18 protein-coding genes and 4 pseudogenes are annotated in these 23,299 nt (G+C 58.0%); 17 read left to right on the top strand and 5 right to left on the bottom strand.

Features of this window, described 5'->3' with window-relative positions:
* The first annotated feature begins 78 nt into the window (after window positions 1-78).
* The 4 genes and pseudogenes from GA0061101_RS29315 to GA0061101_RS40950 all read left to right on the top strand — a co-directional run bounded on the left by GA0061101_RS29315 (window position 79) and on the right by GA0061101_RS40950 (window position 3,894).
* Complete coding sequence (locus tag GA0061101_RS29315) at window positions 79-1,881, top strand: NAD(P)/FAD-dependent oxidoreductase (RefSeq protein ID WP_047641242.1); 1,803 nt, start codon at window positions 79-81, stop codon at window positions 1,879-1,881.
* 607 nt (window positions 1,882-2,488) lie between these two features.
* Window positions 2,489-2,899 (top strand): ApeA N-terminal domain 1-containing protein, encoded by a 411-nt coding sequence (locus GA0061101_RS40800; RefSeq protein WP_131512104.1) that lies wholly within the window; start codon window positions 2,489-2,491, stop codon window positions 2,897-2,899.
* Window positions 2,887-3,285: pseudogene (locus GA0061101_RS40955) on the top strand (ApeA N-terminal domain 1-containing protein); the annotation flags it as partial. The gene GA0061101_RS40800 and the pseudogene GA0061101_RS40955, both read left to right, overlap by 13 nt.
* A 3-nt stretch (window positions 3,286-3,288) precedes the next feature.
* Window positions 3,289-3,894 (top strand): HEPN domain-containing protein, encoded by a 606-nt coding sequence (locus GA0061101_RS40950; RefSeq protein ID WP_342587930.1) that lies wholly within the window; start codon window positions 3,289-3,291, stop codon window positions 3,892-3,894.
* A gap of 166 nt (window positions 3,895-4,060) precedes the next feature.
* Here the strand turns inward: GA0061101_RS40950 and GA0061101_RS29300 are convergent, their stop codons facing one another.
* Window positions 4,061-5,260 (bottom strand): IS701 family transposase, encoded by a 1,200-nt coding sequence (locus tag GA0061101_RS29300; RefSeq protein WP_141694134.1) that lies wholly within the window; start codon window positions 5,258-5,260, stop codon window positions 4,061-4,063.
* 305 nt (window positions 5,261-5,565) lie between these two features.
* On the opposite strand from GA0061101_RS29300, the gene GA0061101_RS29295 reads away from it, so the two are divergent.
* From GA0061101_RS29295 to GA0061101_RS29275, 5 genes are all read left to right on the top strand, one after another.
* On the top strand, window positions 5,566-6,450 hold the full coding sequence (locus tag GA0061101_RS29295; RefSeq protein ID WP_186453544.1) for an AraC family transcriptional regulator: 885 nt from the start codon (window positions 5,566-5,568) through the stop codon (window positions 6,448-6,450).
* A 159-nt stretch (window positions 6,451-6,609) separates the two neighbouring features.
* Window positions 6,610-8,805 (top strand): TonB-dependent siderophore receptor, encoded by a 2,196-nt coding sequence (locus GA0061101_RS29290; protein WP_047641240.1) that lies wholly within the window; start codon window positions 6,610-6,612, stop codon window positions 8,803-8,805.
* A gap of 212 nt (window positions 8,806-9,017) precedes the next feature.
* A complete protein-coding gene (locus tag GA0061101_RS29285) occupies window positions 9,018-9,863 on the top strand; it encodes an ABC transporter substrate-binding protein (protein ID WP_245297601.1) in 846 nt (281 codons plus the stop codon).
* A 7-nt stretch (window positions 9,864-9,870) separates the two neighbouring features.
* On the top strand, window positions 9,871-11,847 hold the full coding sequence (gene fhuB / locus GA0061101_RS29280; protein ID WP_047641436.1) for a Fe(3+)-hydroxamate ABC transporter permease FhuB: 1,977 nt from the start codon (window positions 9,871-9,873) through the stop codon (window positions 11,845-11,847).
* On the top strand, window positions 11,844-12,899 hold the full coding sequence (locus GA0061101_RS29275) for a siderophore-interacting protein (RefSeq protein WP_047641237.1): 1,056 nt from the start codon (window positions 11,844-11,846) through the stop codon (window positions 12,897-12,899). Before fhuB ends, GA0061101_RS29275 begins: the two co-directional genes overlap by 4 nt.
* Before the next feature lie 84 nt (window positions 12,900-12,983).
* Here the strand turns inward: GA0061101_RS29275 and GA0061101_RS29270 are convergent.
* Window positions 12,984-13,697 (bottom strand): annotated as a pseudogene (locus tag GA0061101_RS29270) (IS6 family transposase).
* Between the two features lie 199 nt (window positions 13,698-13,896).
* On the opposite strand from GA0061101_RS29270, the gene GA0061101_RS29265 reads away from it, so the two are divergent.
* The 3 genes from GA0061101_RS29265 (at window position 13,897) to GA0061101_RS29250 (ending at window position 18,415) form a co-directional block, all read left to right on the top strand.
* Window positions 13,897-14,571 (top strand): OmpW/AlkL family protein, encoded by a 675-nt coding sequence (locus tag GA0061101_RS29265; protein ID WP_047558445.1) that lies wholly within the window; start codon window positions 13,897-13,899, stop codon window positions 14,569-14,571.
* A gap of 808 nt (window positions 14,572-15,379) precedes the next feature.
* Window positions 15,380-17,206 carry an NAD(+) synthase gene (gene nadE / locus GA0061101_RS29255; RefSeq protein ID WP_141694130.1) on the top strand — a complete coding sequence of 609 codons (1,827 nt, stop codon included), beginning with the start codon at window positions 15,380-15,382 and terminating at the stop codon, window positions 17,204-17,206.
* 501 nt (window positions 17,207-17,707) lie between these two features.
* A complete protein-coding gene (locus GA0061101_RS29250; RefSeq protein ID WP_141694129.1) occupies window positions 17,708-18,415 on the top strand; it encodes a DMP19 family protein in 708 nt (235 codons plus the stop codon).
* Window positions 18,416-18,497: 82 nt separating this feature from the next.
* Here the strand turns inward: GA0061101_RS29250 and GA0061101_RS29245 are convergent, their stop codons facing one another.
* Window positions 18,498-18,797 carry a putative quinol monooxygenase gene (locus GA0061101_RS29245; RefSeq protein WP_092576428.1) on the bottom strand — a complete coding sequence of 100 codons (300 nt, stop codon included), beginning with the start codon at window positions 18,795-18,797 and terminating at the stop codon, window positions 18,498-18,500.
* A 61-nt stretch (window positions 18,798-18,858) separates the two neighbouring features.
* On the bottom strand, window positions 18,859-19,875 hold the full coding sequence (locus GA0061101_RS29240) for an NADP-dependent oxidoreductase (protein WP_092576452.1): 1,017 nt from the start codon (window positions 19,873-19,875) through the stop codon (window positions 18,859-18,861).
* A 94-nt stretch (window positions 19,876-19,969) separates the two neighbouring features.
* Here GA0061101_RS29240 and GA0061101_RS29235 point away from each other — a divergent pair, with 94 nt between their 5' ends.
* The gene (locus GA0061101_RS29235; RefSeq protein ID WP_092576425.1) at window positions 19,970-20,872 is read left to right on the top strand and encodes a LysR family transcriptional regulator; all 903 of its coding nucleotides are present in this window, start codon (window positions 19,970-19,972) and stop codon (window positions 20,870-20,872) included.
* 155 nt (window positions 20,873-21,027) lie between these two features.
* Here GA0061101_RS29235 and GA0061101_RS29230 read toward each other — a convergent pair whose 3' ends face one another.
* On the bottom strand, window positions 21,028-21,429 hold the full coding sequence (locus GA0061101_RS29230; RefSeq protein ID WP_052224330.1) for a DoxX family protein: 402 nt from the start codon (window positions 21,427-21,429) through the stop codon (window positions 21,028-21,030).
* Window positions 21,430-21,517: 88 nt separating this feature from the next.
* Here GA0061101_RS29230 and GA0061101_RS29225 point away from each other — a divergent pair, with 88 nt between their 5' ends.
* The 4 genes and pseudogenes from GA0061101_RS29225 (at window position 21,518) to GA0061101_RS29215 (ending at window position 23,288) form a co-directional block, all read left to right on the top strand.
* Entirely contained in the window at window positions 21,518-22,138 is a 621-nt protein-coding gene (locus tag GA0061101_RS29225; RefSeq protein ID WP_092576423.1) for a TetR/AcrR family transcriptional regulator, read from the top strand.
* A 129-nt stretch (window positions 22,139-22,267) separates the two neighbouring features.
* Window positions 22,268-22,354: pseudogene (locus GA0061101_RS41155) on the top strand (hypothetical protein); the annotation flags it as partial.
* A gap of 58 nt (window positions 22,355-22,412) precedes the next feature.
* A pseudogene (locus tag GA0061101_RS40365) lies at window positions 22,413-22,581 on the top strand (IS6 family transposase); the annotation flags it as partial.
* Window positions 22,560-23,288, top strand: coding sequence for a LysE family translocator (locus tag GA0061101_RS29215; protein ID WP_197070353.1), 729 nt, complete (start codon window positions 22,560-22,562; stop codon window positions 23,286-23,288). The pseudogene GA0061101_RS40365 and the gene GA0061101_RS29215, both read left to right, overlap by 22 nt.
* Window positions 23,289-23,299: the final 11 nt, after the last annotated feature.

The following is a 23,299-nucleotide window of genomic DNA, read 5'->3' as shown; positions in this document are numbered from 1 at the left end:
CGGAGGCTTTGACGCTTTCTGGAACGCCCCCATGCGGGCGTTCCATGACCACCCCCAAGCATCCACGGAGGAGAAAAAATGCTTGATATCAGCCCCGGAACCAAGATCGACACGATGCTTTCAAAGCTAGGGCAGGCGCTGGAAAGCGGCGACATCGACGCCGCTGTCAACCTGTTTCAGGCCGATTGCTACTGGCGCGACCTGGTGACATTCACCTGGAACCTGAAGACGCTGGAAGGCCATGAGCAGATCCGCGACATGCTGACCAGCCAGCTTGCCGCCACCAAGCCCTCGAACTTCGTGCAGGACACGAAGGAGGCCGCCTCGGAGGCCGGCGGCGTCACCGACGGCTGGTTCGAATTCGAGACTGCGGTCGCGCGCGGCTATGGCCATATCCGCCTGAAGGACGGCCTGATCTGGACGCTGCTCACCACCATGACGGAACTGAAGGGTCATGAGGAGCCCAAGGGGGTTCGCCGTCCGATGGGGGCGGAGCACGGCCATGACCGGGATCGCAAGACCTGGAAGGAAAAGCGCGAGATCGCGGCCGCCGAACTCGGCTATTCGGTGCAGCCCGAGGTCGTGATTATCGGCGGCGGTCAGGGCGGCATCGCGCTCGGCGCGCGTCTTCGCCAGCTCGGCGTGCCGACGATCATCATCGAGAAGAACGAGCGCCCCGGCGACAGCTGGCGCAAGCGCTACAAGTCGCTCTGCTTGCATGATCCCGTCTGGTACGATCACCTGCCCTACATCCCCTTCCCTGAGAACTGGCCCGTCTTCACGCCCAAGGACAAGGTCGGCGACTGGCTGGAAATGTACACCAAGGTCATGGAGCTGAACTACTGGGGCTCCACCACGGCCAAATCGGCGCAGTATGACGAAAAGACCGGCGAATGGACGGTCGTCATCGAGCGGGATGGCAAGGAAGTGGTGCTGCGGCCGAGGCAGCTGGTGCTGGCGACCGGCATGTCGGGCAAGGCCAATGTGCCGAAATTCGAAGGCCAGGACGTCTTCAAGGGTGAGCAGCAGCATTCCTCGCAGCATCCCGGCCCGGACGCCTATGCCGGCAAGAAGGTCGTCGTCATCGGCTCCAACAACTCCGCCCACGATATCTGCGCGGCGCTCTGGGAGGCCGGCGCGGATGTCACCATGCTTCAGCGCTCGTCCACCCATATCGTCAAGTCCGACTCGCTGATGGAGATCGGCCTCGGCGATCTCTATTCCGAGCGGGCGGTCGAGGGCGGCATGACGACGCGCAAGGCCGATCTCATCTTCGCCTCCCTGCCCTACCGGATTATGCATGAGTTCCAGATCCCGATTTACGACAAGATCCGCGAAAAGGACGCGGACTTCTATTCCTCGCTCGAAAAGGCCGGATTCATACTGGATTTCGGCGACGACGATTCGGGTCTCTTCATGAAATATCTGCGCCGAGGATCGGGCTATTACATCGACGTCGGAGCCTGCGACCTGGTCATCGATGGTTCGATCAAGCTGAAATCCGGTGTCGATGTCTCGCATCTGACGGAAAACGCCGTGGTGCTGAAGGACGGCACGGAGCTTCCGGCGGACCTCGTCGTCTATGCCACCGGCTACGGCTCGATGAACGGCTGGGCGGCCGATCTCATCTCGCGCGAAGTGGCCGACAAGGTCGGAAAATGCTGGGGCCTCGGCTCCAACACGACCAAAGACCCAGGTCCCTGGGAGGGCGAGCAGCGCAACATGTGGAAACCGACGCAGCAGGAAGCGCTGTGGTTCCACGGCGGCAACCTGCACCAATCGCGCCACTATTCGCAATACCTGTCGCTTCAGCTGAAAGCCAGGCAGGTCGGCATCGACACGCCGGTTTTCGGGTTGACCAAGTCGCATCACCTGTCTTAGCGCTCATCAAGGGCGCCGCCTTGGCCGGCGCCCTTTTGCTTTATCGGGTGGCTTATTGTATCGAAGAAAATTAGCGATCTTCAACGGCATCGCCGTGCCAAGACCGCTCGGAATACGAGCCAGCTACCGTCTGAAATGGGCACAACGGAGCCGCGAACCATCCTGCTCGCCTTGATGGGATGTGAACCTGAGACCTTGCTATTCCGATTTTCGCTTGGTGCCAGATTATATACTAGTTGCAGGATCTTGATCCCCTCTCAAGGTGGGATCAGCGCCTATATTCGGTCGTGCCTGCCATGCGTCGTGAACTGACGCATGGCCCATTGTTTGTGAATACTGCTTATCAGAACAAGATAGGGCATGAACGACAGAGAAGCGCTTCCAGACATTGATATCGCTGCAGGTACCTGCAACGACGAGGCTGAGGAGATCAGGCGGCTGAAGAAGGAACTGGCTCGCGTCTCACCCCAGAGACGGCCCTCCTTTTTTTGATGGGGGTGCAATCGCTACGTGCGCTTCCTATATGGGTTGCCATTGAAGTTGATCGCGGACGAACAGGCTAATCCGTTGGCTGTGCTTCAACAAAAGTCTTTTGAAGAGGGGTTTTATGCGCATTAAAGAGCCTTTGGTACGATCGGGTTTCTTTTGGCTTCCCGGCAAGGAGGACTACAGAGCACCAGGAACGTTGACGATTTCAGAAGCCGGAAAGGTTCATCTCGAAATCCTTGGGAGTTTTTCCGGCCCGACCGGGTCCGTCGAGGACCTTAAGGATGAGACGCTGACCATCGGACGCGTGGTCGGCCAGATTGAGAAGGAAGGCATGCTCACTCTTGAGCACTGCTTCTATCGGAAGCTGCCTTACGGTTTCGGCGGTGTCATCAAGTCGAAAGTCGAAGCATCCTGGGCAATTTTGGGTGTGGCATTCGACGCCGATGAGGATATCCTTTCGACGAGCAGTACACCTCTGTCCAAGGCTTCGAGGAGTGGCTTCGTGTTTCAGGGCTTTCCCTGTCGTTAATTGATACCCCACTCGTTTACTCCGTCGAGTACCGTCGCCCCGAGCCGATTACCCTATATGAAGGCGATGATTTCACGTTGTCCGTTGGTTTCGGACACACCATGCCGTCCATGACCGACGTGAAGCATGCAGAGATAAATGCCTCGGCTTATCTGAAAATATCAGCCCGGGAACCGCAGAAGCCCGGCTTCTTTACAAACATCGTCACTATGCTTCGAGAGTTTGTATCGTTCGCCGTCGACACCATGGTGTCGGTGACGGAAGTCTGGGCGATCAATAAAGCCATCACGGAACCGATTGGCGAGGGTAAAACCAAACCAGCCAAGATGGACTTGTACTACCGTTCGAAAAACCACCTCGATAAGACGCCCAAAATTGACAGCTTCCGGATGTTGTATCGCTACCTCGATGTTCAGGGTAATTCCCAGAAGATAGTCGCCAGTTGGTTCGAGTTGTACGATGTAATCCTACCGGTCTTGCACCTCTATTTTTCAACGAGAGCAGGGTTACATACATTTCTGGAGGGACGTTTTCTTTCTCTCGCCCAGGCTGTTGAAACGCTGCACCGTCGAACCTCGACTGAAACCGCGATGGCCGCCGCCGATTTCGGCGCCTTGAAGGACCTTCTGATCAAGGCCGCTCCTGACGCGCACAAGGAGTGGATTGGACAGAAGCTGGCTTTCGCCAATGAGATCAGCCTTGCAGACCGACTGAAGCGGATTCTCGAACCATTCAAGGATCGGTTTGGAAGCGACGCAGACAGAAAGCGTCTTGTCCGGTTGATAGTGGACACCCGAAACTACCTGACGCACTATGACCCTAAATCGGAGCACAAGTCGGCTGATGGAATGCCGCTATATGTGCTTTGCGAGAAGATGGAGGCGCTGCTCCAGCTTCATTTCCTGAAAACACTTTCGTTTTCGGATGAGCAAATTGAGGCTGTTTGTGTCGGACCGCAGGCGTTGAAGGACAAGCTCAATTTGCGCCTCACGTAAGAGACGAATTAGCATTACAGTTGCATTTTTGATTTGAGGAGCGCTTGCCTTGCTGCGGCTTGGTGTACCCGTCGCCAAAGCGACCATGTGATGACGCATGAAGGTTCAATTCGCTGTCGTGCGAGGCGTGTTGCGCTCCGGCGGATTTCCTGGATCGACCAGCGGATCAATTGCTGATGCTGTACCCTAAGCGCTGCCTCGTTTTTGGGGGTGGCATAGTGTTGGCGCGATGACGAATGACCGCCATCATGGCGAATGCGAGCATGACCAGCGAGACATGGCGATGCCAGCCGTGCCAGGAGCGGGTCTCATTGTGGTCAAGGCCGAGCTCGTTCTTGGCGGTTTCGAAGCTGTCTTCGATGGCCCAGCGGTGGCTCTCCACGGTCACCAGCTTTTCCATGGATGTGCCAACCGGACACCATGTGGAGAAGAAAGCGAGATCGCCATCGGCGATTTTGCGGCGGATCAACAGCCCCCGTGTCCAGGTGCCGGGGAATGCCGCCTCGAAATCATCGGCATCGAGGTCGGCCAATTCGAGATAGACCCAATCGTGCAGTCGCGCGCCCTTGATCCCATCGCCTGCCGACATGCGTCGCCAGGCATCGTCAGGCAAGGCTTCGGCGATGTCCTTCGCTGTCCCGGCAACGGCCAGCGGTTTGTCCCATGAGCGAAAGAGATGATTGGCGTTCACGCCCAGCACATAGCCCTTGGCGGCTCGTTTGAGCGCCATTTCGATGTCGCCTACGCCATAGACGCTGTCGGCAGCCACCCAGGAAAACGGCACATCCGAAGCGATCGCCCGCTCGATCATCGTCAGCGCCAGTGCCGGCTTGGTCAGAAAGCCGACCGCTTCCGGCACATGAGCGCTGGCCATACGGCTCCTGTCCTCCGTCCAGACCTTCGGCAGATAGAGCGCCCGGTCGATGAAGGCATGACCATGGCGTGAGACATACGATGCGAACACGCCGATCTGGCAATTGGTGATCTTGCCCGCCGAACCTGTATATTGCCGGCCGACACCACAGGATGCCTTGCCCTGCTTGAGAAAACCGGTCTCGTCGATCACCAGGACCGCGTCAGCATCGGCCAGCGTCTCAAGGGCATAGTCACGCACGATATCGCGCAAGGCGTCCGCGTCCCAATGACCACGCCCCAGAATAGCCTGCTGCCGCCATGGGCCGGGATCGTCGGCCGCCTCCGCCCGCATCCATCCCGTCTTGCGTCGCTCTTCTCCCAGCAAACCGTCCAGGAATTGGCTCGCTGAATTCGCCACCCGCTCCTGTGTAAAAAGCGGTCGCATTCGCGCTTTCACATCTCGTAACGAAAACGCCCAAAGCTCCAGCGCCGTCTCTATAGATTCAGGCAGTGCACAAAGATGCAACTGTAATGCTAGCCCGAATTGCTTGCCCGATTTGCAGCGATTAATTAGCCGTGCCCAATGATGCGAACCACCATAGGCCTCGATCGCGATCAACGTTGACGGGCAGGTCGTGAAGAAGAATGGTCGCGTTGCCATATAGTACGCGAGTGACTGCGATGCGTTGAAGCTCACCGCCGGAGAGCTTCAAGCCACGCTCGCTTGCGCGACGCATTGTCATCTAAATACTGTTGTTATAATAACTTGAGTTTAATTTACAGGATTAATGCACGGGCGGACGCCGGAAGCAGCAAATGATGTTTCAGCCGAGAATGCAGAACAAGATCGGAGGCTTTTCCGTCATCGGCGGCATGCATCGTCGCTACTGGAACGGCATGGTTGCCGATATCTGGAACGTCAATTGTGCCGCACAAGCCGGCGGATACTATGTGGCACGCGATCCACGCCTGTTCATCCTTCTGGAGCAGCGTGGGGCAGGTAAGACCAATGTTCGACCCTCGCCTGGCGCGCAAGGCCAGCTGCAGGATTATAGTAGCGGTCGCATCTCCTATATCCCTGCCGGCATGGAGCTCTGGGTCGACATGGCGGGCGTCGAGTTCGTGCGCCACCTCGATATTCATTTCGATGCGGAAATACTCAGCCAGCGCCTGATGGAAAATATCGATCCGGCACAGCTCGACCGGCCACAGTTGCATTTCAACGACCCGCGGGTGATGGCGCTCGCCGAGCTTATCGCCGCCGAATGTGAAAACCCTGAGCCACTGCACGATCTTTACGGCGATGGTCTGACGCTTTCGCTTTTGATCGACGTGTTGCAGTTGCGCGGAACCCAGCCACGCAAACGCAGTGGCCTTGCCACCTGGCAGTTGCGCCGTGCGGTCGACTATATCGAAGAGAACTGCACGCGCGCCATCCGGCTGGAAGAACTGGCTGAATTGACCGGCCTCTCCCAGTCGCATTTCAGCCATGCCTTCAAGGCGTCCACGGGCGTGCCGCCGCATCAATGGCAAACGCAGGCCAGGCTCGAACGGGCGAAGCAGCTTCTTCTGAACAGCGAGATGCCGCTGACGACCGTCGCCGTCGAAACCGGCTTTGCCGATCAGGCGCATTTCACCCGTGTCTTCCGCAAGAATGTCGGCAGCGCGCCCGCCAGTTGGAAGCGGAGCAGGCTTGCCTGAAAACCACAGTCCGCGATCAATTGTACGTTTTGCGGAGAATTGCCCAAAAACATTCAATTTCCCCCGTGACAGACAAGCCGCACCCATAAATATGAATTAACTACTCATCTTATCGAGGGATCGGCCAACCGGCCGAACGGGCGCAAGAATTCGGGACGAATGACGGAAATGCAGGGATTGAAGCAGGAGGTATCGCGAGCGCGGCTCATAGCGACGGGCGCAGCCATTATCGCGCTGCTAGCGGGCTCCAAGGTCATGGCGCAGGAAACGCCGACGGAGCTGCAGCCTTTGGTTATTCAGGGTTCGCAACAGAAGAGTGAAGACAGCGGCACCGCGCCGGTCAAGGGCTATGTCGCCAGGAAGACCACGGCAGGCTCAAAATCCGACACGCCAATCACCGAGGTACCGCAATCGGTCTCCGTCATCGGCCAGCAGGAAATGCAGGATCGCGGCATCACCAACAAGGTGGATGAGGTTCTGCGTTATACGCCCGGCGTCACCGCGCAGCCCTTCGGCAATGATGGCGATACCGACTGGTTCTACATTCGCGGCTTCGACGCGACGCAGAGCGGCGTCTTCATGAATGGCCTGACGCTCTATAGCTACGGCTTCGGTGGCTTCCAGATCGATCCCTATATGCTCGAGCGCGTCGAAGTGCTGAAGGGGCCTTCCTCCGTGCTTTATGGCGGTGCCAATCCGGGCGGCCTCGTCAACATGGTCCGCAAGGAGCCAACGGACACTCCTCAATATTCGACCGAGATCGGCATCAACAATCTCGGCAATGCCTTCGTCGGCTTCGACTTTTCCGACAAGCTTTCGGCCGACGGCGTCTACCGCTATCGCCTGACCGGCAAGATCGCCGGCGGCGACACCTATAGCGACGGCACCCACGACCTGCGCGGCTTCATCATGCCGCAGGTTACCATCTCGCCCGATGAGTCCACCAAGCTGACCGTCTTCGGCATGCTGAGCGGCCTGGACGAAATCCATAGCGGCAACGGCTTCTTCCCCTATGTCGGCACCGTTGTCGATGCCCCCTTCGGCAAGATCAAGCGCGATGCCTTCTATGGCGAGCGAAGCATCGATAATCTCAAATATGCCCAGCAGATGCTGGGCTACGAATTCTCGCACGATTTCGACGGCGGCTGGACCGTGTCCCAGAACGCGCGCTACGGCCACCTCTACAAGCGCGAGGAAGGCCCGTATCTGAACGGCTATGTCGACGGCAATCCGCTCAGCCCTGGTTATGACGATCCCAACTACATGCTGAACCGCATCGGCTTCTTCGAGCGCTCAAAGGTCGATACGTTCTCCGTCGATACGCGCGCGGAAAACAAGTTCGACACCGGACTGATCAGCCATGATTTCCTGATCGGCACGGACTATTCGATCTACCGCCTCGACCAGATCCAGGCGTGCTGCGGCTCCAATCCGATCAGCGCCATCAACCCCGTCTATGGCACGCCGCAGGGGAGCAACTTCGTCTACCTCAATCAGGTCATGACGCAGCAGCAACTCGGTATCTATACGCAGGACCAGATGCGCTTCGGCGACGGCTGGCTGGTCACGCTCAACGGCCGTTACGACTTCGTCGACACCAATTCCGACTCGAAGGTCGGCACGAGCTACAAGTCGAACGTATCAGCGCCAAGCGGCCGTGCGGGCCTCGCCTACGAGTTTTCCAACGGCATCACGCCCTATGTCAGCGCCGGCACCTTCTTCAATCCTCTGATCGGCACCAGCGTTACCGGCGGTGGTCTGACGCCGGAGAAGGGCGAGCAATACGAGGCCGGCATCAAGTATGAGCCCGACTTCATCGACGGCCTGTTCACGGCGTCCATCTTCCAGATCGACCGCAAGAACATGGCGCTGACCGATCCAGTCACCTTCCTGCAGCGCCAGGTCGGCGAGGTCCGCTCGCGCGGTGTCGAATTCGAAGGCAAGGTCAATCTGGATGACAATTGGAAGCTCCTCGGCTCCTATTCCTACACCGAGCTGACGATCACCAAGGACCTCGACTCCTCCATCATCGGCAACTCGCCCTATCTGGTGCCGAATTCCACCGCATCCCTCTGGCTCGACTACGCCTTCACGAGCGATGCGCTTGACGGACTCAGCATTGGCGCCGGCGTGCGCTACCAGGGCAAATCCTGGGCAGACCAGGCCAATACGCTGCGCGTACCCTCGGCAACACTCTTCGATGCGGGCATCCGCTACGAGAAGAAGGGCTGGGGTGCGGCACTCAACGTCGCGAACCTGTTCGACAAGGAATATGTCTCGGGTTGCGCCGGCGCGAATGTGTGCGGCTACGGCGAAGCGAGAACCATCACCTTCAAGCTCAGCAAGAAGTGGTAAGTTGAGAATTTTAGTATACTTTCATTTTCAATCAAGGCAATCCTCGAACTCGTTTCAAACCGAAGGCAACGCTTACGCATGACGACGCAGTGGCTGCGAATTTACCGCGTCGGCGCGGGGATGCTTGCCCAGTCACAGTGCTGCAGCCTGGTCAGCTATTTCCAATGACAGCAGGAAACACCCATAAGCTGTCTCGAAGACAGTTCATTGCGATGGCAGGCGCAGGCGCGATCGCAGGCCTGACGCCGGCGCGCGCGGCGGCGAGCCCGCGTGTGGCGACGCTCGATTGGGCCATTCTGGAAACCCTGCTGGCGATCGGCGCAAATGTGGTTGCCGGCACCGAATTACTGCAATTCCGCGACGTTGCCGTGACCCCGGCTATTCCCGCGGGCGTTGCCGATCTCGGGCTGCGCGGCACGCCGAACTTCGAAGTCCTTTTTGCATCCAGGCCAAATCTGATCTTCAATTCCAATTTCTATACCTGGGCCGACGATCGCATGCGGCTGATCGCACCGGTCGAGAGCCACGCCATTTATCAACCCGGAGCCAGCCCCTACCAGCTTTCGGAACAGGCAACCCTTGCGATCGGCGATCGGCTTGGACTTATGACAGGTCGCGCCCTCGTCGACGCGATGCGCGAAAAGCTCGAAGCCTATCGCGCCAGTTTCAGCAAGGGCGATCACCGGCCGATCCTGCCGATCAATCTGGGCGACGCCAGGCACTTTCGCGTCTTCGGCTCCGATAGCATGTTCGGGGAAGTTCTCACCCGCACCGGCCTGACCAATGCCTGGCCGGATTTGACGAGTTATTCGGCGACCGCACCGGTCGGCATCGAACGGCTAGCCGCCATGCCGGATGCATGGATCGTCCTCATCCCGCCGCATCCGGCCGAAGCTCTGGCGGAACTCCAGCAAAGCGCATTCTGGAATGCGCTTCCGCCGGTACGGCAAGGTCGTGTCCTCATGCTCGGCTCGATCAATCCCTATGGTGCGCTGCCGGCGGCAGAACGCTTCGCCGATCTCCTTGCAGGAGGGCTCAACCGTGCATGGAACGATTGATCGGCCTGTGATTGCCCAAGGCAAATCGCTGGCACGCAACGGTGCTCTGCTCGCCACTCTCTGCATCCTTGCTTTTGCAGCTCTGCTCTTGCTGCGGCCGCAGCTTGCCGCTGATGTACGCGAGGCAGCCGCACTCAACCATATCTTGCTCACCGATAGCCTGCTGCCGCGCTCGGCTATCGCAATCATAGCCGGTGCGGCTCTCGGCCTTTCGGGCGCCTTGCTGCAAAGAGTCTTGGGCAATCCGATCGCCGACGCCTCGACGCTCGGGATCGCCGCCGGGGCGCAGCTGGCGATGACGATCGCTGTCGGGCTCTTTCCCCTGCTGATCGGCCTGCCGCGGGAGATCTCTGCCTTTGTCGGCGGGCTTGCTGCGGTCCTGATCGTTCTGGCATTGAGCTGGCGGCGTGGTCTCGACCCGGTGACGGTGGCGCTATGCGGCATGATGGTGACGCTGGTTGCAACCGCACTTAGCGTCACCATCATTCTCGCACGCGGCGAATATGCAATGTCCGTCTTCATCTGGGGCGCGGGCGCGCTGAACCAGCAAAACTGGGATGGCGTCGTCACGCTTGCGCCGCGCCTGATCATCGGCTTTGCAGCCGCATTGGCGCTGGTCCGTCCTCTGACGGTGATGAGCCTGGACGACCGCAGCGCCAAGAACCTCGGCCTTGCGTTGCACAGCATGCGCCTTGCCATTCTGGCGCTTGCCGTCTGGCTGGCGGCTTCGGTGACGGCGCAGGTCGGCATCATCGGCTTTCTTGGGCTTGCCGCACCTCACATCGCCAGATTCTGCGGCGCGCGGCGCACCCGGCAGCTGCTGATCGCCGCCCCTATCGCCGGCGCCGGCCTGCTGTTCCTGACGGATTGCCTGGTGCAGCTCCTCTCGCCGGGGTTCACCGACCTTGCCCCGACGGGAGCAGCGACCGCGCTCCTTGGCGGACCGCTCCTGTTGCTGCTTCTGCGGCGCCTGCATTCCGGCAATGCGCTGCGCGCCGTTGGCGGCCCTCGGGCACGACTGACTATTGCAGCACCGGGACGAACGCTTGCTTTGCTCGCGCTCGGCTTCGTTCTTCTGATCCTCATTGTTCTGTCGGTCGGGCGCAGTTTCGATGGCTGGCACATGGCGATCGGCAGCCAGTTTCGGGAACTTCTGCCTTTCCGCCTGCCGCGCACCGTCGTTGCAGCAACTGCCGGCGCGATGCTCGCCGCAGCCGGCTTCATCATGCAGCGCCTCACCGCCAATCCGCTCGCAAGCCCCGAGGTCCTGGGAGTGAGCGCCGGCGGCGGTGCGGGCCTGACGATCGCACTCTTTCTCTTTGCATTCCCCTCGCCCGTCGTCACCATCACCGCAATGACGATCGGCGCGCTGATTGCATTCCTTGGCATGATGGCATTCAGCGCGCGTGGCGGCTTCGACCCCGAGCGACTGCTGCTTTCGGGCGTCGCCATCGGCGCTCTCTGCATGGCAATCGTCACTGTCGTTCTTTCACGCGGCGATCTGCGCGCCTATCTCCTGCTGACCTGGCTGTCGGGCTCCACCAATCGGGCCGGCTCCTTCGAAGCCTGGATCGGGGTCATTTCGCTTGTGCTTCTCGTTCCGATCCTGCCGATCCTGAGGCGATGGTTCGATGTGCTGCCGCTCGGCGGCGACATTTCGCGCTCCGTCGGCCTCTCGGTTGCGGCAAGCCGCCTCACTCTGGCGGTTCTTGCGGCCATCCTGACTGCGATTCCCTCTTTCCTCGTCGGCCCGCTCAGCCTGACGGGGCTGATCGCACCGCATCTTGGGCGCCTCATAGGCTTTCGTAGCACCGTCAAACAGTTGGGCGCGAGCTTGTTGCTTGGTGCCATGCTGCTCGTGCTGGCCGATTGGCTGTCGCACATTGTGATCTTTCCCTATGAGGTTCCCGTCGGTCTGTTCGCGGCGCTGATCGGCGGCCCCTATCTCATCTGGTTCCTGACCCGCAAGGAGACGAAAAAATGATTCATGCAAGGGATTTCACCGCTTCCGGCGTGGCAACCCACAAGGATGCCGGTCAATTGCTGGATAAGTTCTGCGCGCGTTTTGCCGAACATGTCACCATCACGAGAAGCGCGGCCGGAGCCCGCCTCGATACCGTCATCGGCAGCGCCGACATCGCCGTCAGCAATGATCGTCTCGACATCAAGCTACGTTGCCCGACGGCAGCCATGCTCTTCACGATCCGCAGCATGGTCGCCGAAAACCTGTTCGAACTCTCCACCAGCAACACGCTCGCCCTCAATTGGGCCGACGGCCCGCAACCATCAGCCATACCGAACTTCCGCGAAATCAGGGTTGTCGATGCCTACCATATCACCCCGCATATGCGCCGCGTCGTCGTCGCGACCGATGATGCCAGGCATTTCGTCGAGGGCGGCATGCATGTCCGCCTGCTCATCCCGCCGAAGGGTCGCGTGCCGGTCTGGCCGCATACGGAGCCGGACGGCCGCATCCATTGGCCGAAGGGCGATGATGCGCTGACCATCCGCGCCTATACGATCCGCAGCATCGATCTTGACCGAGGCGAGATAAATATCGATTTCGTTGTACATGAAGGCGACGATGTGCCGGGAGCGATCTGGGCGATGACCGCGCGCCACGGCGATCGCGCCGGCCTGATCGGCCCCGGTGGCGGCGGCGTGCCAGCAGCGCGCAAACTCATTCTTGCTGGCGACGAAGCCGCGCTGCCGGCCATCGCCCGCATTGCAGCCTCCGTCCCTGCCGATGCCGAGTTGCGGATCTTTCTCGAGGTCGCCGACAAACAAGAAGAGCAGCCGCTGACATCAAGCGCATCAATGGATGTCACCTGGCTGCATCGCAATTATGCCGCTGCCGGAACGACGGATACGCTTGAACGCATCCTGCGCGACATCGTGCCTGCGGCCGATCCGGAAACCTTTGTCTGGGTCGCCTGCGAACAGAAGCAGGCCCGTGCCGTCCGCGCTTTCGTCAAGAGCGAGATCGCCAGGGATCCCGGCACCTTCAGCATCGCCGCCTATTGGCAGCGTTGTTGAGGAAGTAGCCGTTCACCGATGACGCGTGCGGGTGGCGTCGCCTTAACAGGGTGGAACCCGTGGTGAGGGCGTGTGTCCGGTATTTCAGGTAGCAATCGTGCCAGCGGTTTCACGCCAGATCGAGATGGCGTGAGTGCGAAGCTGGCGATGGTCGGTGGCGGTCAAGCATTTCCTGTGAAGAAGAAAGAGATTGGCGATCTGGCCGTGAGTTGAGACGAAATGCTGGCACTGTCGTGCGGACTTGAACCGCATCATTCGTCACTCTCGTCGTCGCACAGCAAGATGAGAATTCTCAGCTCGGTTGTTCAATCCCTTGTGCGAGCGATGCTCCACGCGTGGCATCAACTCGGCCTTTGCGGCCGAATAGGAACGCAGCTTTTCGGTCACCATCACGCGCGGGGCGATACCTTGATCCTCGAGCAGCTTGCGCATCAGACGCAGGACGGCTGCCTTGTTCCTTCGGCTTTGCAGCAGGGCATCGAGGACATAACCGTTTGCATCGACGGCACGCCACAGCCAGTATTTCCTTCCCTTGATCGTCACCACCATCTCATCGAGCTGCCACTTGTCGGCAAAGTGGCCGCGTGAGCGTCGTCTGAGCTGATGAGCGAACTTCAGGCCAAATTTCGTCGCCCATTCCGGGACAGTCTGGAATGAAACGTTGATGCCGCGGTCAGCCAACAGATCCTCGACGTCGCGAAAGCTGAGCGGGAACCGATAATAGAGCCACACGGCGTGGGCAATGATCTCAGCGGGAAAGCGGTGGCGTCTGAGGTGAACATGCGGGGCTTCGGTCATGACAACCCGAATACCAAGTCGATCCCAACCAGGCCGTTAAGGCGACGCCACCCCCCTGTTGCATGATTGAGACAATGTGGCAGGCTTTGCTTGCATCGGCCAAAGCGGCCTTCCCAATTTGATCTAGCTCAAATCATCACCCTCCCGAGAGCGGATATTTCTCCCAACCGACACGAGTCTCGGATTGAAGGAGAAAGAGATGATATCCAGCAACATCGTTCCCGCCATCGTAACGGCAGCCGCATTAGCCACGGCCTGCACAGCGCAAGCGGCTGATCTGGCTGGCGCGCAGGGTGAGGCGCCCGCCGTAACGAGCCAAAGCCCGTGGCAGATACGCCTGCGCGCGCTCGGCGTGATCACCAGGGACTCGGGCCGCGTCGACGGGTTGGCGGGTTCTGACCTGTCCTACTCGAACACGGTCATTCCGGAATTCGATATTTCCTATTTCTTCAACGACAATATCGCGGCGGAACTGATTCTCGGCACGACATATGCCAAGGTGTATGGCAGCGGCGCGATCACAGGTCTCGGCGAAATCGGCAAAACATGGTTGCTGCCGCCCACGCTGACACTGCAATATCACTTTACCGATTTCGGCGCGTTTCGGCCCTATGTGGGCGCCGGCGTAAACTATACGATATTCTACGATCAATCAGGCAAAAACGCCCGCAGCCTCGACGTCAAGAACGCGTTCGGCGTCGCGCTGCAGGCCGGTTTCGACTACATGCTCGATGAGCATTGGGGTCTCAATGTCGATGCGAAGAAGATCTTCCTGAGGCCGGATTTCGATGCCAGTGTCGGCGGTGCCCATGTCAGCGGCAAAGCCAACCTCGATCCGTGGCTCATCGGCGCCGGCGTCACCTATCGCTTCTAGAGCAAATCGAACAGGTGCCGGGCTCCTACCAGCACTTGTTCCCAGCCGATGGGCGCCGCCGTTTCGGAGCGGTAGCCTCACCCCGCCGCGCTCTTGAGCCCCTTAATCTTGTTCTGCCCCCTACCAAGCCAGCAGCGGAGCGATCTAAAGGAGATCAATCGGGATGAGGGCGCGGCTTTTCCAAGATATTCCGAGTCGCCAAGAGCTGGTATTCATTTCCTCCCCTCTACGGCGTAGTCTTCGCTGCCCTCGCTTCCGCTTTATTCGGTGCTCCCCTGTCGACACTTCACGTAGAGCCTCACGACTGCCCGCGCATGACTCGGGGCCGATGTGGATCGCTGCTCCTTCATCGCAATGGACTTGCACCATCTACTGCTTGCGGTTTGCGTCCGCGTTTCCATCAATCTGCCCCTTTTACTTCGGCCATCGGTAAGTGGGGCAAATTCGATGGCGCCACAGCCACTACGGCGTTGCAAAAATCGCCTATTATTTTCGGGTGAACCGTGCGGAGGCTGACATTGCAAGCACGCCTTCGGTCGAAAATCGCACGGCTTCGCGCCTTGAGTTTAAGTCGCGTCGGATCCTGGATCTGACTATTTTGGTTGCTAAGAAATACAGCTTGCCACCCGCACCACAGATGCCGACGGCCCACCGCCGCGCGGCAACATCCTTCCCCGCGGTTTTCTGAAATTCGCTGCCCCAATTTATCGAAATCTGCCGCCGACGATCAAAAACACAATAACCTTTTGCCAGCACCGATCGGCATGCTAGCCTCACATCGGTTTGCGACACCGAAATCCTGTGCCGTTTGGCCATCGGCCTTCCTCCCAATTATCAAGCTGTCGATAACGGCGGCCCACCAAAGAGTTTTGGAATGCGGCAGCTCAAATTCGCCATGCACCAACTTAACTACACTACCGGCGATTTCAGGGGGAATTTCGAGAAGAGTAGAGACAGCATTTTCTCAGCCAAGGACGCTGACATTCATGTGTTGGTGGAATGCGCTGTCGCGAACTACGCCGCTGGCGACTATCTGCTCGAAGCCGACTATCAAGAGGCGGTCATCCACTGGCTGGATCAATACCGCATTCTTTCAGGGCAATATGGCCTGACGATCGTGGTGGGATCGCCATTGCGTGGCAAAACCCAGGGCCGTAAGATGTGCAACGGCCTCGTCGTATTCCGCAATGGTCGGGACGTTCACAGTTACATGAAAACCCATCTGCCAAACTATGACGTCTTCGACGATGTGCGCTGGTTTGAAAGTCGCCTGGACCAAACTGGAACGGACGCCGAGGCTAACGTTTTGATGTTCGATGGGCCTGTGGGAAAGGCAACCATCGGCTTCTGCATTTGTGAGGATATCTGGTTCGACGACGTGACAGATGAACTCAGGCAGAAAGGCGCTGAGATCATCGTCTCCATCAATTCAAGCCCTTTTGCCATCGCCAAGGGCAATTTCCGCCGCAATATCTTCGCGAAACGTGTCGCCGAGACGGGCGTGCCGCTGATTTACGTCAACCAGGTCGGCGGCAATGACGAATTGGTATGGGATGGCTGTTCGGCCACCATCGATCCAGACGGCACGATCTCTGAGATGGAACCCGGCAAGGAAGGCGTCGAGGTCGTCGCGCTTATCGACAGAGACGGTCGTGGCTTTCGAAATGAAGCCTCCAAGGCGCCTGTTGAACTGACCGACGAGCAGGAGCGCTATCTCATCGTCGGCCTTGGACTGCGTGACTATATTGAGAAGAACGACTTCGAGGATGTCGTACTCGGCCTGTCGGGCGGTGCGGATTCGCTCTTGGTCGCCGCGCTGGCCTGTGACGTATTTGGCCCGACCCGCGTCAATGCGGCGCTGATGCCTTCGCCCTACACGTCCTCCGGCTCGAGCAGTCGAGCCAACGATTTTGCCATCGGCGTGGGCGCTGGTTTCAACGCTAGGACACTCCCGATCACAAAAGAGTATGAGGCCAGCAAAGCCAAGTTCCGGGACGTCTATGGGCGTGACATGTCCGGTCTCGCTGATGAGAACCTGCAGGCCCAGATCAGGGGCAATACGCTGTCCGCGATCTCAAACGACCACGGTCGCAGGGCCATCCTGGGCACAAGCAACAAGAGCGAGATTCTGATGGGATACGGCACGCTCTATGGCGACATGCGTGCTGCCTTCAATCCACTAAAGGATTTGTACAAGGCTATCGACGTGTTTCCCATCCTGGAGATGCGTTACAAACAAGCAATCGACCCCGATCCATTGTTCGCGCGCATTTGGTTCCAGGCCTTTGACAAACCGCTCGAACACTATAACGAGGGTGCGATCGCTTCGATGCGGCAGACCATGGAAGCACCGCCGAGCGCGGAGCTAAGGCCGGACCAGCGCGACACCGACAGTCTTCCACCCTATCCGCGCCTCGACGCCGTGCTGTGGGAGATGGAGGACGCCAAGGAGCGTCACACCGATGCCGAGATCGCCGCCAAGCTTGGCGAACCGCTCGAATTTATACAAATGATCCGCCGTCAGGTCCGGCGCTCGGAGTTCAAGCGTTTCCAGTCTCCTCCTGGGCCGAAAGTTCATCGGAAATCGCCAACGACCAAGGATCGTCGTTTTCCCTTAACGGGACGCTTCAGATAATCTTGCGTCGGAACACCTTATAGAGCTCACCTTTGTTGCTTATACCTTTTGACCGGAGGAAGGCTCTCTTGATCAGAGCCGCACGCGAGTAGTTTTTTGAAGATCTGTGTATAAGCGCTCGCTCGGCGAGCTGATTATTCGCTTGCGGATTCCGTACGTGGGGCAAAATGAGTGGCAGGGGCCGTGAAACCCTCTATCGCCGGACGTCACAAACAGCTCTCGACTTGAGCGCGTACAGCGGTCACGATCGAATGCACAGGACGTTTTGCGCCGGCTCGTGACAAGAATCGACCTAGACGGTCACCGATCCCTGGGCCTATTTCACCTGCTCAGGGTCGCGCTCATCTGCAGCGAAACATCGCTTCCCGAAAGACAGAGCGAGAGAGTCCGTTGATCGCTCATTAATCGGCATGAGCGATTATCCAAGGCTGACCGAAACGAGATACGCAATGGTGGAGCATGGTCCCTTTACGTCCGAGTACGATAATCTGTCCAGTTCTGGTGTTCAGCGGCGTTCTCTGGATTTACGATGTAGGACATTCTCAACTTTACGAAGTCGAGACCGCTGCAATATTGCGAGCCCAGAAGGAGGCGGCGTCGCCTGCATCTGCCTCACATATTCCGGATCAAACGACCGCATTCAGAGCCTCACCGATCGTTTCTGCGGAGGCGCTCGCAAGTGGCGACGATCAGGGGATCGTGGAATCCAATTTCTCTGTTGTGGATAGTCTCCGAGATTCGAAAGTCCCAGAAAACGAGATTAATCGAGCTGCATTGGAGAGCCGTTACGTCGATTTCTTTTATGGCGAAATGGTGGACGGGGGCTTTGCACAGTTTGTGGGAGAATCTGAGTGGGACAGCCAAACGGTAGCAATGGTAAGAAAGGGGCTTGTCGACATCAAGGCGTTCCGACATCTAGAGCTATTCGACGACGGGGCGGCCATTGTCGCCGCCATCGATCCAAAGGAGCTACGACAGTTCATTAATACACCCCAACCCAGTTCCAAAGACCCAGTACTTAGGAAACTGAGTTTGATTGATCGTCAATTCTTTGCTGTTAACGACCGAGAAAGCCTCGTAAAATTGAACGCGGCGTGGCTTCGCCAACAGCCAAATTTGATCGCGCTTTCACCAGAGGCCCTTCGAAATGAACTCCAGGGCCGCGGAGTGTACCTCCCCCATCGCGACAAGATCTCAGTGAAGAGTTGATGGACTTAGGCGCGGATGAGCAACCATGATCAACGTCTAATACCCTTTTGAACATGCCCGGCAAGGCGACCGAGACAATTCTTCATTCCAGCAAACCCCGTTCGTTCGAAGCATCAAACTTCCTCACATCACCCCGCAAGCTTCCCTGCCATCGCGCGACGAAAGCTTTGGTCTCCTCAGCAGCAAGATGCGCGCTCAGCGCCTCCTGACCGGTCCAGCGTTCCGCGATCAGCAGCCTACCCGCCGCGGGATCATCAATTGCGGCATCATAGGAGATGTTTCCAGGCCGCTGTCTTGTCACGATCGCAAGATCCTTCAGTTCCGCAAGAAATTGCGGAACCTCAGTAGGATCGATGTGCATATATCCTGTTATTATCAGCATGATGCTTGCCTTACCTGTTGAGCCTTCGGTGGGGTAACTGCGCTCGTGTGGCCTGGTGCCATCAAACCGCCTTGAGTACGATCTTGCCTTGAATGCTCCCTTGCGAAGCGCGCTGATGGGCAGCAGATGCTTCCGCCAACGAAAACATGCTGTCGATGACGACTCGGATTGTGCCGTCGTCGAGCAATCGACCGATCTCACCCAGCTGCGCGCCGTTTGAGCGAACCTGTGTGGATGAGACCGTAATTCCACGCCTTGCAGCCTCCTCCTGACCGGAGAAACCCAGCGGGTTGACGAAGAGGAGAACTCCTGCCGGCTTGATCACGCTTAGGAAACGCTCCATGTTCGCGCCTCCCACGGCATCCATCACCAGATCGAAATCCTGTGCGACTTCTTCGATGGAAGTCTTGGTGTAGTTGATGAACTGGCATGCGCCGAGTTCGCGCAGAAGTACCTCATGCTTGCCGGAGGCGACCGCGGTAACACTAGCACGCTTCCATTTTGCAACCTGAACCGCCAGGTGGCCGACGCCCCCTCCCGCGCCATTGATCAGGACACGTTTGCCCTCAAGTGGAATTGGCGCATGAGGAAATGACTGGAAGGGGTTGGGCGCGTCATGGCCCAGCTCGACAAGAAACTGCCAGACCGTAAGAGCCGACATCGGCGCGCCGGATGCTTGGAGATGATCGATTTTCGGTGGCTTCTTTGCGAGTTCCGATGCGGGTACGCTGACGTATTCGGCGTAAGCACCACTCCCTTTCATCAGGTCGTCGGGGAAGCGGACCATGGCATAGACCTCATCGCCAACACTGAATTGCGTAACCTGTTCGCCCGTTGCCGCGACTACCCCAGACACGTCGGTGCCAAGGATCAGCGGAAAGGTTGCATTGGGTCGCCATTCGGGAGGTAAAGCCCGATAGCCGTCACGCAAATAAAGGTCCGGTGGATTGAGGCTAGCCGCATGGACACGGACCAGCACTTCGCCACTCGCTAGTGCGGGTCGAGGAGCGTTCTCGTAGCGTAAAACACTTGGGCCACCGAACTCGTGCAGTCGGACCGCCTTCATCATCTCAGTCATGGTGCCCTCGTCTCTCTTAAATTGCGTCTTCCGCAAAGAAATAATAAATTTATCTGACATTGATAATCGCGCTTCAATTCGCTTTAGTAGTTCCATGACGGAACAAATTGGCTTGGACAGATTGACAGGTCTTATCGCCTTCGCGAAAGCGGGGTCTTTAGGCAGCTACACGGCCGCGGCGCGATCGCTATCCATTTCCCCCTCGGCCGTCAGCAAGAGCGTTCAGCGGCTTGAACAACGTCTCGGGGTCTCGCTTTTCACCCGCACGACACGCTCGCTGACGCTGACCGCCGAGGGGCGAGAACTGCATGAGCGGGCACTTCGCCTTTTGCGCGACGCAGAAGAAATCGAGCAATTGGCAAAGGCAGCCCGCGCGGCGCCCTCTGGCAACTTGAAAATTGCGGCGTCGCTTCCAATCGGCCTGCATGTCATCGCTCCAGCCCTTGCGGAATTCAGGAAGCGGTATCCAAGCGTTACGATTGACTTGCGTCTCAGTGATCACATGATCGACCTTATCGCTGAGGGGATTGATCTTTCTATCCGCATCGGCGAACTCGACGACTCGCGTCTCCTATCGCGGCGTCTGTCGCCGCATCGGCTGTGCTGCTACGCATCGCCTGAATATTTGGCTGAACATGGCACGCCGGGGCATCCCGACGATTTGGTGGAGCATGAGACGGTCAATTTGCGGTACAAAAGCACGGGCCAGCTTTTTCGATGGCCGTTCCGGATCGGGGAACGTGAGGTCGAAATCGTTCCATCTTCGGGTATCGTTGTCGATGCAAGCGAAGGCGTCATGACCGCAGTCGCGGCCGGCGCGGGGATTGGAATGGCCACAAGTTTTGCCGCGACCGCCTGGGTCAAGCGCGCGCAGTTGACGCCGATCCCTTCAGAATTTGCCGTCGAGAGACACAATGTCACTGCGGTTTGGCCCCAAAGCCGACGCACCAACCCGGCTGTTCGTGCGTTTCTTAAAATGTTGATCGACGCGTTCTAGCTCAGGCAACGGTCTTCGCGGCAGTGCCGTAAGCGAAGACAACGGGAGGCACAGAATCTAGCCCGCTCCCGTTGATGATTATATGACGGCGGTCGCCAGGAAATCTCCGAGAACTGTCATGCGGCGGCAGCTTGTCGACCAATCAAGGAACTTGCTTATGCAGGGCATCTAAAAAGAGGACCTCTTGTTCGTAAGCGTGCCGCGAATACCAAAGCAGCGATCGCGATGACAATCGCATTGAGCCACAGAACCGAAAACTCTTGTCGAGAGACATGAAAGGCGATCGCTGTAAATTGTAGCAGGACCAATCCCGCCGCTGCAGCGGTCGTCAGCCAAGGAAGGATCCCGAGTGCGGCAGGTAAAATAAGGCCTATGGCACCCAAGATCTCCGTCGAGCCGATCATTGTAATCAGCCAGGTTGGAACTTCCAGGGTCCAATTCCAGCCCATCGCCGCCATCGTCTCCGGAGTCTGCGTCAACTTCGTCCAGCCGGCGTAGCCGAAAAACGCGGCAAGCAGTATTTGCCCGGTCCAAGTGAAAGTGCTCGTTTTGCTCATGCTGGCTCCAAGACGATATGTTAAACCGCGCAGTGATCGAACACCACGCGGTATTTGATAGTCTAGACTATCATATGGAGTCAACAGCATGCGAGAGTGGCCGGAAAGTCACCCCAAGGCCAGGGCAATGGCGCGGCGAAGGAGCGAGATCATCGATGCGGCCAGGCGCTGTTTCATCAGAACCGGTTATGCCGGCACCACGATGGAAACAGTCGCTGAGGCGGCCGGTATTTCGCTCATGACGCTGTACAGGTTTGCAGAAAGCAAGGAGGACCTCTTTGCGGCAACGGTCACTGACGCTTGCCGCGCCCGCGATGAAAATGAGCGGCAATACTATGAAAATCTTGTGAACTTGCCGGTCCGGGAGATGCTGATCACCAGTGGGATCGAGATGCGTTTCAAGATTCTGCATCCTGACAGCATTGCGCTCATGCGTCTTATTATCGCTGAGGCTGACTCTTTTCCGGCTCTGTTACCGCTCGCCTATAGGGCGTTCATAGAACACTTCGAAGAACTGGCGTCGCAAGTTCTAAAGATCGGATTTCCTGATCTCTCCGAAGATGTCGATATTCTATCTCGCCGGTACGTGGACTGTCTTCTGGGTACCGATGTTCTCCGCATATTGCTCGGTGACGAGCAATCGGCCTGCAGCCAAGATTTGTCAAAAGCTGAACTGGCTGCCGATATGGTGCTGAACTCAATGGGTTGAGATCCTATCGCGATCTGGGTCTGCGAGGTCGCAGCGAAGACATGGCGGGCTGTCAATCGGACGACTCACTCTAAATTCAATACAGCATGTACCACCTGTATCCTGATACCACGCGGAACTGAGCTAGTTTTGACAGCAGGGGCTCAAGAACCTCGCCGGCCGTTGGCCATTCCGATCGCCCCTGGCGAGCGAAGCTACACTTGCAGCGGATTTAGAAATCTTCTTGATACCGGTGGTGTCGATATCGTGATGCCGGACGTCGGCTACTGCGGAGATACGGCAATGGGGCCGCAAGTTCGGGCCGGCCTGCCAAACAACTACGTGGACGGCATCTAGACGAGGTCTTAATCTCTATCGATTGCCCGAAGCATTGGCTATGTCGTGCCGTTGACCAGGACGGGTACGTTCTCGACGAAATCGTATGGAAGCCTCACGACACCAGGCAGCAAAACGACTGCTGGCTATACAGGTTTTTGTTGCAATCTTTCCGGCTCCATCGATGAAATTTGCACCAACATTCTGTGAAAACGTTCTTAACATTGCGCGTATGACTGATTCAGTAGTTCTCGCCCCATTCCTCGTCTTCGCCTTTCTCATGACACTTGCGCCTGGACCCAACAACGCAATGGCGCTGGCTTCCGGCGTTCGTGTGGGTTTGACTAGATCGTTTCCGCTCATAGGCGGCATTGCTGCTGGCGTCGCCGTGCAAATGTTGGCGATTGGCTTCGGCCTAGGCAAGCTATTCGAGGCCTATCCGGTCACTCACGAGATCTTGCGGATAGGCGGTTCGCTTTATCTCATCTGGCTTGCATGGAAGATAGCGCGCAGCGGCCCAATTGTTGAAGACGCGGAGAGTTCGCCTATCGGTTTTTTGGGCGCCGCCGCGTTTCAGTGGATTAATCCAAAGGCGTGGGCAATCACAGTGAGCGCGGCTGCGACTTATATTCCCAGCAGCGACTATCTGCTGAACATCTCAATCGCTGCGGCTTTGCTGGCTTTTGTGGCCATCCCTAGCGTTGCTGTCTGGGCGGCTGCCGGTCGCCTGCTCCGTAATGTGCTTACCCGGCCAACTTATGCACGTGTCTTCAATCTTTCGGTCGCACTTCTTCTCGTCGGATCGACTGTTCCGATTTTGTTGGGCAATCTGTAGGGGAGCATTCC

It is taken from the genome of Martinezella lusitana (genome assembly GCF_900094565.1).
GTDB classification, from domain to species: Bacteria; Pseudomonadota; Alphaproteobacteria; order Rhizobiales; family Rhizobiaceae; genus Rhizobium; species Rhizobium lusitanum.
The sequence above is the reverse complement of the archived record's forward strand: the minus strand, read 5'-3'. Positions and strand labels throughout refer to the sequence as shown.

What these genes read in the sequence shown, in the direction of transcription:
- GA0061101_RS29275 (WP_047641237.1), top strand. Translation starts at nt 11,844, where the DNA reads ATGATTCATGCAAGGGATTTCACCGCTTCCGGCGTGGCAACCCACAAG.
- GA0061101_RS29240 (WP_092576452.1), bottom strand. Translation starts at nt 19,875, where the DNA reads ATGACTGAGATGATGAAGGCGGTCCGACTGCACGAGTTCGGTGGCCCA.
- GA0061101_RS29245 (WP_092576428.1), bottom strand. Translation starts at nt 18,797, where the DNA reads ATGCTGATAATAACAGGATATATGCACATCGATCCTACTGAGGTTCCG.
- GA0061101_RS29215 (WP_197070353.1), top strand. Translation starts at nt 22,560, where the DNA reads ATGGAAGCCTCACGACACCAGGCAGCAAAACGACTGCTGGCTATACAG.
- GA0061101_RS29295 (WP_186453544.1), top strand. Translation starts at nt 5,566, where the DNA reads ATGATGTTTCAGCCGAGAATGCAGAACAAGATCGGAGGCTTTTCCGTC.
- GA0061101_RS40800 (WP_131512104.1), top strand. Translation starts at nt 2,489, where the DNA reads ATGCGCATTAAAGAGCCTTTGGTACGATCGGGTTTCTTTTGGCTTCCC.
- GA0061101_RS29265 (WP_047558445.1), top strand. Translation starts at nt 13,897, where the DNA reads ATGATATCCAGCAACATCGTTCCCGCCATCGTAACGGCAGCCGCATTA.
- GA0061101_RS29315 (WP_047641242.1), top strand. Translation starts at nt 79, where the DNA reads ATGCTTGATATCAGCCCCGGAACCAAGATCGACACGATGCTTTCAAAG.
- GA0061101_RS29285 (WP_245297601.1), top strand. Translation starts at nt 9,018, where the DNA reads ATGGCAGGCGCAGGCGCGATCGCAGGCCTGACGCCGGCGCGCGCGGCG.
- GA0061101_RS29230 (WP_052224330.1), bottom strand. Translation starts at nt 21,429, where the DNA reads ATGAGCAAAACGAGCACTTTCACTTGGACCGGGCAAATACTGCTTGCC.
- GA0061101_RS29225 (WP_092576423.1), top strand. Translation starts at nt 21,518, where the DNA reads ATGCGAGAGTGGCCGGAAAGTCACCCCAAGGCCAGGGCAATGGCGCGG.
- GA0061101_RS29235 (WP_092576425.1), top strand. Translation starts at nt 19,970, where the DNA reads ATGACGGAACAAATTGGCTTGGACAGATTGACAGGTCTTATCGCCTTC.
- GA0061101_RS29290 (WP_047641240.1), top strand. Translation starts at nt 6,610, where the DNA reads ATGACGGAAATGCAGGGATTGAAGCAGGAGGTATCGCGAGCGCGGCTC.
- GA0061101_RS40950 (WP_342587930.1), top strand. Translation starts at nt 3,289, where the DNA reads ATGTTGTATCGCTACCTCGATGTTCAGGGTAATTCCCAGAAGATAGTC.